Origin of the sequence: Clostridium tarantellae (genome assembly GCF_009295725.1) — a bacterium.
GTDB classification, from domain to species: domain Bacteria; phylum Bacillota; class Clostridia; order Clostridiales; family Clostridiaceae; genus Sarcina; species Sarcina tarantellae.
Genome location: NZ_WHJC01000003.1, coordinates 14,391 through 26,743, shown reverse-complemented (window position 1 = coordinate 26,743; position 12,353 = coordinate 14,391). Strand labels below are relative to the sequence as shown.

The 12,353-nt window shown below is 26.6% G+C and carries 8 protein-coding genes; all 8 read right to left on the bottom strand.

What is annotated here, in order from left to right; translation table 11 throughout:
- Positions 1-20: 20 nt before the first annotated feature.
- Positions 21-1,151 carry a DegT/DnrJ/EryC1/StrS family aminotransferase gene (locus GBZ86_RS00725; protein WP_152886825.1) on the bottom strand — a complete coding sequence of 377 codons (1,131 nt, stop codon included), beginning with the start codon at positions 1,149-1,151 and terminating at the stop codon, positions 21-23.
- Between the two features lie 142 nt (positions 1,152-1,293).
- Positions 1,294-3,198: a polysaccharide biosynthesis protein gene (locus GBZ86_RS00720; protein ID WP_152886788.1), complete on the bottom strand. Its 1,905-nt coding sequence runs from the start codon at positions 3,196-3,198 to the stop codon at positions 1,294-1,296.
- 79 nt (positions 3,199-3,277) lie between these two features.
- Positions 3,278-3,982: a CpsD/CapB family tyrosine-protein kinase gene (locus GBZ86_RS00715; RefSeq protein ID WP_152886786.1), complete on the bottom strand. Its 705-nt coding sequence runs from the start codon at positions 3,980-3,982 to the stop codon at positions 3,278-3,280.
- Positions 3,983-4,011: 29 nt separating this feature from the next.
- Positions 4,012-4,680, bottom strand: coding sequence for a YveK family protein (locus tag GBZ86_RS00710; RefSeq protein WP_152886785.1), 669 nt, complete (start codon positions 4,678-4,680; stop codon positions 4,012-4,014).
- Between the two features lie 483 nt (positions 4,681-5,163).
- The gene (locus GBZ86_RS00705) at positions 5,164-6,537 is read right to left on the bottom strand and encodes a GGDEF domain-containing phosphodiesterase (RefSeq protein WP_170272126.1); all 1,374 of its coding nucleotides are present in this window, start codon (positions 6,535-6,537) and stop codon (positions 5,164-5,166) included.
- A 362-nt stretch (positions 6,538-6,899) separates the two neighbouring features.
- Positions 6,900-7,946: a hypothetical protein gene (locus GBZ86_RS00700; RefSeq protein ID WP_152886781.1), complete on the bottom strand. Its 1,047-nt coding sequence runs from the start codon at positions 7,944-7,946 to the stop codon at positions 6,900-6,902.
- Positions 7,947-8,287: 341 nt separating this feature from the next.
- Positions 8,288-10,399, bottom strand: a complete 2,112-nt coding sequence (locus GBZ86_RS18370) for a right-handed parallel beta-helix repeat-containing protein (RefSeq protein WP_170272125.1) — start codon at positions 10,397-10,399, stop codon at positions 8,288-8,290.
- Positions 10,400-10,766: 367 nt separating this feature from the next.
- A complete protein-coding gene (locus tag GBZ86_RS00690; RefSeq protein WP_152886777.1) occupies positions 10,767-12,308 on the bottom strand; it encodes a lipopolysaccharide biosynthesis protein in 1,542 nt (513 codons plus the stop codon).
- Positions 12,309-12,353 lie beyond the last annotated feature (45 nt).

Here is a 12,353-nt window from a genome sequence, read left to right as displayed (position 1 = left end):
ACTAATTACTTTTTTACTTATTAAATACAAATAGCACACTCTTCTTTAACCATACATTTTTTTATTATGTTTATTATTCTATCCATATCTTCCTTAGTCATTTTTGTATCACTTGGTAGGCATATTCCCCTATTAAATATGTCTTCTGAAACACTTATCCCATCTTCTTTATCACTAAAGAATTGATATTCCTTATAATATGGTTGTATGTGCATTGGTTTCCACACTGGTCTTGCTTCTATGTTTTCTTTTTCTAAAGCTAATATTATATCTAAAGGTTTTACTATGCTTTCTTCCTTTAATAACATTAAGCTTAACCAATAGTTTGGTTCTCCATATTCACATACTGGAGCCATTTCTATTTGCTCTATATCCTTTAATCCCTCTTTGTAGCTATTAAATATTTCTTTCTTTTTTGCTATTCTCTCTTTTAAAACTTTTAATTGTCCCCTACCTATACCAGCTACCACATTACTCATTCTGTAGTTATACCCAAGCTCGCTATGTTCATAATGTCTTGCTTCATCTCTTGCTTGAGTTACCCAAAACCTTACCTTTTTTATCATTTCTTCATTGTTTGAAACTAACATTCCACCACCTGAGGTAGTTATTATCTTGTTTCCATTAAATGAGAATATGCCATACTCTCCAAAGGTTCCACTTTGTTTTCCTTTGTATGTAGCTCCTAAGGATTCTGCTGCATCTTCTATAATTGGAACATCATACTCACTACATATGCTTTTTATTTCATCCATATTAGCACTTTGTCCATAAAGATTAACTACTATAACCCCTTTTGGAACTTGTCCTTTTTCTTCATAGTACCTAAAGGCTTTTCTTAAAGCTTTAGGTGACATGTTATAACTTTCTTCTTCCGAATCAATAAATACTGGAATTCCACCTTCATACATAATAGGATTACAACTAGCTACAAAGGTTAAACTAGAACAAAATACTAGATCTCCCTTTTTTACTCCTATGCATTTTAATGCCATATGTATAGCAGATGTGCCTGAAACTAAAGCTGCTGAAGATTTACACCCTACATATTCAGCAATCTCTCTTTCAAAGCCATCTACATTACTTCCAAGTGGAGCAATCCAATTACTTGCAAATGCCTCTTTAATATACTTTTCTTCCAATCCCCCCATATGTGGTGAAGATAAATATATTTTTTTAGTCCCCTTCAAAATAAGCTCCCCCTCTTTTTCTTTTCATTTATGTTAAAATTTCCCCTTATATATAAAACCTTTTTAAAATACCCCTAATCCTAAAGAACATTTTTAAATATTATTATCCAAGTTTGGTGATAAATACTTTTCTTAACACCAATTCCTCTTCTTCTTCTTTTTTATCTAATCTTTTATAGGTTTTAACAATTTGAGCTAATGCCACTTTTATTGTTTCTTTGTCATCCTTTTCACTTATATCTAGTAAAGCTTTTATACCAAGCTTTAATCTATCTAAATTGAAATCCCCAGGTTTACCTATAAAGATTTTTTCATGTTGAGTTTCTTTTAGTCCTTCTTCATCCATAAGAAGTTCTTCATACAATTTTTCTCCTGGTCTTAACCCTGTAACTTTTATTTTTATGTCCTTATCTGGTTCATATCCAGAAAGTTTTATTAAATCTCTAGCTAAATCATAAATTTTAACTGGTTTCCCCATATCTAATACAAAAATTTCTCCACCTTTTGCATAAGCTCCAGCTTGTAATACTAGTTGAGATGCTTCAGGTATTAACATAAAGTATCTTGTTATTTCCATATCCGTTAAGGTAATAGGTCCACCTTCTTCAATTTGCTTTTTGAATAGTGGTATTACGGAACCATTACTACCTAGTACATTTCCAAATCTAACTGCCACAAATTCTGTTTCACTTACTTTGTTTATTGCTTGAACTATCATTTCACACATTCTTTTTGTAGCACCCATTACGTTAGTTGGATTTACTGCTTTGTCTGTGGATATTAAAACAAATTTATCTGAATTATACCTATGAGCACATTCTGCTACATTTAAAGTTCCTACCACATTATTTTTTATAGCTTCTCCTGGATTAAATTCCATAAGTGGCACATGTTTGTGTGCTGCTGCATGAAACACTACATTTGGTTTATATTGTCTAAATATATGTCTCATTCTTTTTTTATCTCTTACTGTAGCTATTAACACTTGTTGTTCTACCGTAGGGAATTTCCTTTTTAACTCATTTTGTAAATCATAAGCATTATTTTCATATATGTCTAAAATTAGAAGTAATTTAGGCGAAAATTGTGCTATTTGACGACAAAGTTCTGAGCCAATGGAACCTCCTCCACCTGTAACTAAAACTGTCTTTCCATGAATATAATCTTTTATTCCATCTTTATCTAGCTTTACTTCTTCTCTGCCTAGTAGGTCCCTTAAATCTACATCTCTGGCTTGCTTTAAGTTAACTTTTTCTCCAATTAACTCATATACTGATGGAATTATTTGAGTTTTCACCTTTGCCTCTTGGCATTTTTCTATTATTTCTTTTTTTTCATTTCCTTTTAGAGATGGTATAGCTATTAATATTAAGTCTATTTTCTTCTCTTCTGCTATAATTTTTATGTCTTCTCTAGTTCCAAGAACTTTAACTCCTGCAAGGTAAGTTCCTACCTTATTTCTATTGTCATCCATAAAACCTATTAATTTGTATTTTCCTTTTGGATCATTTGCAAATTCTTTGTGAATCATCTGTGCACAGGAACCAGCTCCTACAACTAAAACTCTAGTTGCATCACCTTTATCCTTTGAGTACATATAGTCTTTATAAATAATTAATCTTCTATAAACTCTAAAGGAAAGTCTAGCACCTATTACTGAAAAAGTTATTAATATACCTGATAAAATATTTACTGAAACGGGAATTCTTGAAGGAAGTATAAACATAACTAAAACACTTAATGTCATACCTATAAAACAAGCTGTTCCCCCCTGTATTGCTTCATCTATTCCTGCTGTGCTCCATAAACTTTTATACATTTTAAATATATAAAGAGGTATTATATAAAGAGCTAATATTATTGCCATGTATTTAAAATACAATACCATATAAATAGCAGGTACATCTGCGGCAAATCTTATATACAAACTAAATAAATATGCTATAGATATTAGAAAAATATCCATGAATAATAACAATATTACTTTAGTTTTTTGAGCAAGTTTCATCTTATTAATGTGCACCTCCTCTCTAATACCATCCATTTATATTAAATTAGATTAAACCCCTTTACCTACGTAATTTAGATTACCCTTTTAAAAATGAAAATATTCTCTTTTTTTTCTTATTTTTCTCAACTCTACTACCATAATAGTAGTATGGATTTTTACCATTTTTGTTTGATACTCCATTTAAAACAGTACCAATAATTTTTGCATTTACTTTTTCTAGTTCTTTTTTAGTTTCTAGAACTATGTTCTTTGTAGTTTTTTCTACTCTTACTACTAGTACAACCCCATCTGATTTAGTGGCTAGAACCTTTGAGTCTGTAACAGCTTGCACAGGTGGTGTATCTAAAACTATATAGTCATATCTATTTCTTAAATCATTTAATAATTTTTCCATAGCTTTAGAGCCAACCATTTCTGCTGGATTAGGAGGCATTTTTCCACAAGTCAGTATATGCAATCCACTCTCATGTGTTGTCATAGAATTAAAAAAAGTTTCTTTTCCTAATAATACTTCTGATAATCCTACTGTATTTGATATTTTAAATTGCTTATGAACGTTAGCTTTTCTTAAATCACAATCTATAAGCATTACTCTTTTACCGTCTTGAGCTAAAACAATTGCTAAGTTTCCTGCTGTAGTAGTTTTGCCTTCCCCTGGGTTAGAGCTTGTTACTAATATAACTTTTATTTCTCTGTCTAAAGCTGAATATTGTAGATTAGTTCTTAAGGTTCTATAGGCTTCTGTGGATAAAGATTTATTGCTTTTCTCTACTGCAAACATTAATAATTTTTCCTCCTACTTTTATACTTCTATACCTCATCTTCATTAGGTATTATTCCAACAACAGGCAGATTCAGTAATTCTTCTAACTCTTCTGTAGTCTTTATGGTATTGTCTAGATAATCTAATACAAAAACTACTCCTAAGCTAATTATTAAACCTACTATAAAACCCATTATTAAAACCTTTTTTCTATTTGGCATTACGGTATAAGTTTTAGTGGAGTCTATTACATCTATTTTAGCTGTTGTTAAAACCTCCTTAGTTATGTTATCAAAACCTTTTAATAAAGCTTCTGTGGTTACTCTTGCATCTTTTTCACTAGTGCCTATTACTTTTATTGTTAGTATAGGTGATGCTTCATTAGGAGCTAGTTGCATGGATCCTAGAACAGCTTTTGCACTTTTTTTAATTCCACTATCATTTAAAGCTTTTGCTACAACATCTTCAGTTCTTATTAAATCTACATATGTGCTCATTAAAGTTTTATATGTTTCTAGTTCTGACGTACTATAATTTTTAGAATCTCCAACTCTTCCAACAAAAACTTTAGTTGTGGCAAAATACTGTGGTTTCATTTTAAAAAAAGCAAATAATGTGGCTAATATTGTCATAGATGCAGTTACTAAAATTATGATTTTATACCTTTTCTTAATGGTATATAGTAACTCGTCAATCTTTAACGTTTTTTCTTCCATCGTCGCCTCCTTAGTTCTACAAATAAATAACCCTTAGTGATTTTAAATCTCCATGCTTTGACAAATATCACTATCCCATGCAAAAATTATCTTGTAAATGCATTATATCAGACAATAATTTGAATTTTAAGAAATTTCGTACAACAAAACCTTTTATTATACGACATTGAAAATTGCATTTTTTTATGGGTTTCTCTATAGAATTATTTTATTTATATATATTTATATTCAAAAATTTTTTCATATTATTTAAAACTTTAATTATTTTTGCATTTAATTACATTTTATCAATTATTTTTAATTAATTACAATATTTATTTTCATATTACTTATATTTTGTTCAAAAAAAGTTAAATTTTTCTTACATAATATTTTGTTTTTTTACAAAATATCAATTTTAAACAAAAAAAAAATTCTCAATTTATATTAGTAAACTTTAAGTTACACTAATATAAATGAAAAATTTCTTTTAAAATCATATATTTATGAAAATTCTTTTATAAATATTAAATACTCATTTTTCTTTAAAGGTTTAGAGTGAAAAAATCCCTGTGAATAATTAAAACCTAAAGTTTTTATAAGTTCATATTGTTCTAAAGTTTCAACTCCTTCTACCACAGTACTTAAGTTTAATACTTTAGCTAAATTAGAAATTGTTTTTAATATTTTTAATTGCTTTCCATCAGTTAATGAATTCATTAAAAATTCTCTAGGTATTTTTAATTCATCAAAGGGTACTAAATATAATCTACTTAAAGATGAATATCCTGTTCCAAAATCATCTATAGAAATGTTCATTCCATTATCTTTAATGTTTTTTAATAAATTCTTTATAGTATCTTTTTCTTCTAAGGCTAATTCTTCTATTAGCTCTATGGTTATTTTACTTGCATCCACTTCATATTTTTTTATTAATTTACTAATATCATTTATAAAATTATTATTTTTTAAAGTTACTATACTTACATTTATAGAACAACGTTGGTAAAATTTCATTGATTCTAATTTCTTTTGAAATTTTAAAGCTTCTTCAAATATAAATATATCTAATTCATACATTCTATTGTTAGCTTTAAAAAAACTTAAAAATTCTTTAGGAAAAATTTCTCCTATTTTTTCATGGTTCCATCTACATAGTACCTCATACCCCACAATACTTTTAGTTTTAAGTTCAAATTGAGGTTGAAAAACCACATATATTTCTCCTAATTCACCTAAATATTTTACTTCTTTATTTAATCTTTCAGCCATACAATAATACCTATATAAATTCTTTTCATCTTGAATTATATTATTATAATCTTCTCCTAATCCTATGGAGTTATCTTCTAATAAGTATTCTACATAAGCTATTAATTTTTTTAATGAAAGATTATATTTATTTTTTATAGCTATAATTCTAAGAGTTATATTCATTTCACAAATAATATCTTTTTTACTAAACTCTTTTAAATATTTAATTACACTTTTTATTTCACAATCATTTGTAGTACCTATACATATTATAAATTCATCACTTTCATACCTACAAAACCTAAAAGCAACCTTAATTTCTTTTGATAAATCTATTAAATAAGAAGCTAATTCTTTTAATAATTCATCCCCTTTAAGTTGACCATAGTACATATTTACATATTTTAATTTATTTATGTCTATGAATAAAAATGTATAGTTTTCTTTATAAATATCCATTAAATCTTCTAAAGCATATTCATTATAAATGCCTGTTAATAAATCTACTTTAGATGATTTTATATAGTATTCATATTCTTTTATTTTTTCTTCATTTATTATTGTTTCTTTTCTATCACTTTCTATAAAACTATCAATTATTCTTGTTATATTTTTTTTACCCAAAACAAATCCTCCAATTAATATTATTGACAATACTAATAATTTTTTTTATTCATATGTGTTTAAATGCCATTTACCAGTATGGTCACATAATTGAATTAATAATTTTTTCCTTTGTTAAACTAATAGAACCCCTAATTTCTTTATTCAATAATTAACAGTATTTTTACTCCTAAATTAACCATTACCCTATTATTATTTTACCTTATTTTTATTATATTTCTCTAGTATAATTTTTCTAAATTTTACTTAAAAATTATTATTTTTTAAGTAAATATTCAGTAAAAAAATCAACTAAACAACAAAGATTGTGCTTAGTTGATTTTATACATGGCAGTTTTGTATAGTACTTCTTAAAAAGACTTTTAAAGAAAAGATATGTGATACTGATTTTCATTTATAATCACGTTACTCATAGCTCTTAAAATTAAAGCCTTTTCATATTTTCTTAAATCCAAATTAGTTTTTAATATTAGCTTATCCACATTAGGATTATTTATAAGTGATAAAAATTCTTCTTCACTTTTTACAAACTCTTTAGGCTTTATTGCTTTATATATTTCATAACCAAAGAATTTTTCTTGCAATGCTATTTGTTGATTATTGCAAAGTATTTCAGCTCCATCTCTTTTTTGTGCTCTTATATTTATATTAGAATTTATTTGTAGACTATCTTCAATATTAACCTTAGCTTGTCTACCAACTACCTCAATACCAATACCTTTGTCATTATTTATATTTAAATTTTTTAATTTAACATTTCCATTATCAATTTTTAATGCTGATTTATATTCCTTAGAAGTTTTAATATTAACATTATCTAAAATTACATCTTTACAATTATAAATGTTAATACCTCTTCCATCTTCGCTTTGAATATTAATATTTTTAAGTTGTACTCCATCTGCTACTATATTTATGGCATCACACTTGGAACCTGAAAATCTACTATTTTTATTTTTCACTATAAAATTAACATTTTTTATGATTACATCATTGCCTTTTATAGTAAAGCATTTTTTATTTAACTCTTCATAAAAAGCTGGTAAAATTATGGATTTTCCTCCGCCATCAATAGTAAGTCCCTGAGCTGTAACTATCATTTCTTCATCTTTAAAGGATGTTAAATCTAAATCTCTATCTAATTTTACAACATCAATTGTTCCTTCTTTAATTAAAGAAATAAATTCTCCTTCATTAAATACATTGCTTTCAAACTCTACTACATCTAAAACATTTTCTTTAAAGGTTTGCTCTAAATTATTGTTCAATCCGTAAACCTTTTCACTATTTTCGTTATGCTTTAACATTCTAGTCCTTGTTGTAATAGGTTTACTTAAAACGGTTGTAGTAGAGATATTATTAACAGCAATAGCTGTTGCTATTATTGTTGAAGCAATTTTCTTGTCCATTATTAATCACCTCTACCTATTTCATGTCCCTTAAATTTGACATTTATATTTTTTACATTTTCATATTTATATTATACACTATAATCCGAACTTTTTGTATATGTTTTCACTATAAATTTGTTTGATTTTTTTACTTTTTTATTGATAATTTTTACTTATTTTCTTTTTAAAACTATTTTCACATAAAATTTATTCAAAAACTGTAAATTTATTTTTTATTTGAATAATTATACTAAAAAAAAGTTGTGAACTTAAAGATTTAATCTCCTTATTTTCACAACTTTTACAGTTTTATTAAACCACTTCATAAAATTACTCTATTATTGTTTTTTATTGCATTTCTATGAAATTGTCATGTTAAAGTTCGGATTTTTATTATATTTTTCATTTATTATTTCACAATTGTTTAGAGTATTATCCTTAGCATCAAAGTTAAATATTCCACTTTTTATATTTACGCCATCAAATACATAAGGGTATTTTGTTTGAGTAAATGTATTTCCCTCTATAGTTGCATTTCCATTTGGCTGACTATAAGTTGTATCATACATATTTAATACTGGCTTTTTATCACTGGTATTATTTACTGCATTATTCTTAAATAATAAATCTTTCATTTTTCCTGCTGAAAGTTTTATAAATGAATCTTTATCCATATTTATTTCATTATTTTCAATATCTAATATAGTATGACTGCCCCATGTATTTAATAGTACTTGGCTATTATTTATTTTATTATTTATTAAAGCTATAGTACCAGTTCTTCCATGGTTAAGTATTTGTGAATCTTTTATAGTTCCATTAGTTATTTTACTATCTTCTAATACACTAAGTTCGCTTCCTTCTATGTTACACTCATCTAAGTCACCCATTAAATATGATTTTTTAACATTTATATTACATTTTTTTATGTTACCTGCTAATCTTATACTCGCCCCTTTAGTACCTCTTATATCTGAATCTATAACTTGTTCATTTGGAGCCATTTTTTCTATACTACTATTTATAAATATTTCTTTATGTATTAATGGATTAACTTCAGTTCCTTCTTTTGCTTTTAATCTTAATTCACTATTATTATAAGTATTTCCTCTAGTTTCAAAAGGAGTTGAATATTCATAAGTTACCTTTGAATTGTTAAACTCATTATTTAATATTTTATAATCAGTAGTTCTATGCCATATGTAAACTGTATTTGTAAAGTCATTTCCTTCAAATACAAAATTATCTCCAGCTGCTGATGTTAAATCACCGTGATTGTTTTTAAATACATTATTTTTGAAGGTTACATTTTGCATTAAATTCCATCCATCTTCAAAATCCACTGCAAAACCTGGTGCATTTCCACCATTATCTTCAAAAGTATTACCTTCAATTCTCCAATCTTGTCCACCACAGAAGCCGAGTCCTAAACTTCTATTTTTCTTTATATCACAGTTCATTAGTTTTACATTTGTAGGTGGTTTAAAATTAGAAATCCATGCTGCTGCCACTGGTGCTTCTACTACTTCACTTTGAGGAAATGCAAATTTTACATATACAGCATCTTTAGGAACTTCTGTCTTCTTAAATTGTATGCAATCTTTTTTTTCTAAGAACTTATTATCTTTATCATAGAAATATGCAGTATATTCTTTATTTTTAAAACTTGGATATCCTTGATAGCCTAATGTATAGCCTAATTCAAACTTTCCGCCAACTTTGCTTATATCGTAAGCTTCTTTTGTTCTTATGCTATTTCCATCATCTACTGATATTCCATCATCTGATATATTTCCACTTTCTAAGTTTTCAAATTTTATAGCATCAAATCTATTTGCATCATTTCCACTTCTAGTATATACACCATAACCAGTAACATTAGTAATAGTTAAATGATCTACATCTAGATTTTGTCCTCCATCAAATACTAAACCATGTCCCCATTCATGAGGTGTTTTTATAGTTTTGTAGTCATGGGTATCCCTATCTCCTCTAATAGTTCCATTAGTTAATCTAACATTTTCAGCACCATCTTTAAATACCACTGTGTAGTATTTTTCTTGTCCATTAGTGTTTATTTGAAATGTAGAATCATTTAAGTTTATAACCATATCTTTAACATCTATGGTTACAGGATTTTTTTCATCTATTAGATATGTTCCTTTAGGAAAAACTATTTCTTTATAACCTTTCCCTTTAGCATATTCTAAAGCTTCATTAATTCCTTTAGATGTTTGAATTGGGTCCGTTCCATTATTTTTTATTTTAAATCTACTTAACTCTACAGTATAACTCTTATTTATTTCTTGACTAGCATCTACATCCTTATCAAAGAAATACTTTTTTCCTACGTAATAAGGACCAGCACAAATAACACCTAATAAAACTGCCGCTGATAGTATTCTTACTACTTGCTTCTTTCGTCTTAACTTTTGTTTTTTCTTGCTCAATGGTTTTTTCTTCTTGTTCACTATTTTCCCTCCTATGTCTATATAAAATTCAAAAACTATGCAAAAACCACTATACTTTATTTTTGGTTTAAATACCATAGTTTCTTTACATTATAAACCTGTTTTATTACAATATTTTAACAATAATTCCACTTTATTATTTTTTTTACTATAGTATCTAAAAATCATCTTTATTATAAAAATTAAAGTTTCTTCTTAACTTAATGAAACTTTATTTAACATTTTATTGCGAAAAAAATAATATACCTTTAAATATATCTTAGGTATATCATTTTTACTTTTTGAAGACTTTAATTTTTAATGTGCTTTTTAAATATTAGAAGCATGAAAATTCATTTAAATCTTCACACTTCTTTTCATAGAATAATTAGAAAGATACTTTTACTTTTAATTTAACAAAGATATTTTTAAAGATATTCTGCCATAAATATTGAAATTCTTCAGTTTTAAAGAACAATATAAAATATATTAAGTTTGGAACTACAAGGCATATTACTCCTCTTATTATTAAAGATATAAAAGTGAAATTATCTAAACTTACCACACTATTACATGCAAAGGTTGTGATAAATCCTACTATTATTGTTAATGCTCCATATATGGCATATTTATTGAAGTATGATATTAGTGGAACTTTGAAAACATGTTTATACACTATACGTGGTTGATTCCAAAAAACTATACTTAAAGTACTTATGGTTGTACCAATAAATATACCTACTAACCCTAAATATTTAACTAATATTATAGAAGCTATTAAATTTATTAATCCTTCTAATAAAGGTGCATATTTATCTTGAACAAATAAACCTGCTTTATTTTTAAAGGTACTTATGGCTAATCTCATGCCCATTAAATAAAAGTTTAAGAGTATAACTATAAAAGTAAATTTATCTAGTAAATAACTAGCTCCTATCCACCAGCTTATAAATGGTTCTATTAGGTTGTATAGGAAAATTACACAGAATGAATGTATCCAAAAACTTATAAAGTAAGTTATTTTAAATATGGAATAATTCTTTTCTTTACTTTCTGTAGCTATTAAGTTACCAACCCCTGCTCCTATACCTGATATTATTGGAGTTATTAGTGAAGATAGTTGTCCAATTATCATGGTGTAGTTAGAATAAAGTCCTACTGCTATAACACCTACAAAGGAAGATATAAGAATATTATCTGTTCCAAAAACACAATATCCGCCTATGTTATGTAGAAACATTGCCTTTACATTCTTAGTTATGTTTTCTTTAGTTTCCACATCTATTATGCATTTTTGTTCATTTATGTATGGATATTTTTTTTCTACTATAATGGCACTTATTATAGTTTGTATTAAAAATATCACTAATTCTACTAATAGATATAGTATATAACTTTTAGTTACTACTAAAATTGCTATTTTAGTTACTGTTGTTAATATTTGAAATATAAGATTTATTCTTGCTAACACATACCCTCTTTGATCTGCGTTTATTAAAGCTACTCTATGAGAATTTATATATAAAGCCATATTTTTAGCTACAAATATAAAATACACTATAGCCATTCCAGGAATGGTACTTCCACCCTTCATAAGCATTCCTAAGAAAGGATATAAAGCGCAGCTTATAACTAATATAATAATAGCTAAAACTAAATAAGCTTTTTTATATAGTTGAACTAAAGCTGCTACTTTTTCATGATCATTTTCTGCTAAAGGTTTGTATAGGTTATAAACTATACTTCCCCCTATCCCCCCTTCTATTAAAATTATTATGGAAAGAATATTTGTAAGTAGTCCATTTACTCCTAAGTATTCTGCACCTAAATTATCTAAAAAAATCTTTCTTGAAACAAAACCTAATAAAATTATAATTATCTGCGAGAATATACTTATGGATATATTCTTCAAAGCATGTTTAGTTCTCAAAACATCACCCTCTTCATCTTCAGTTTATTTTTTAGTAAATTAACT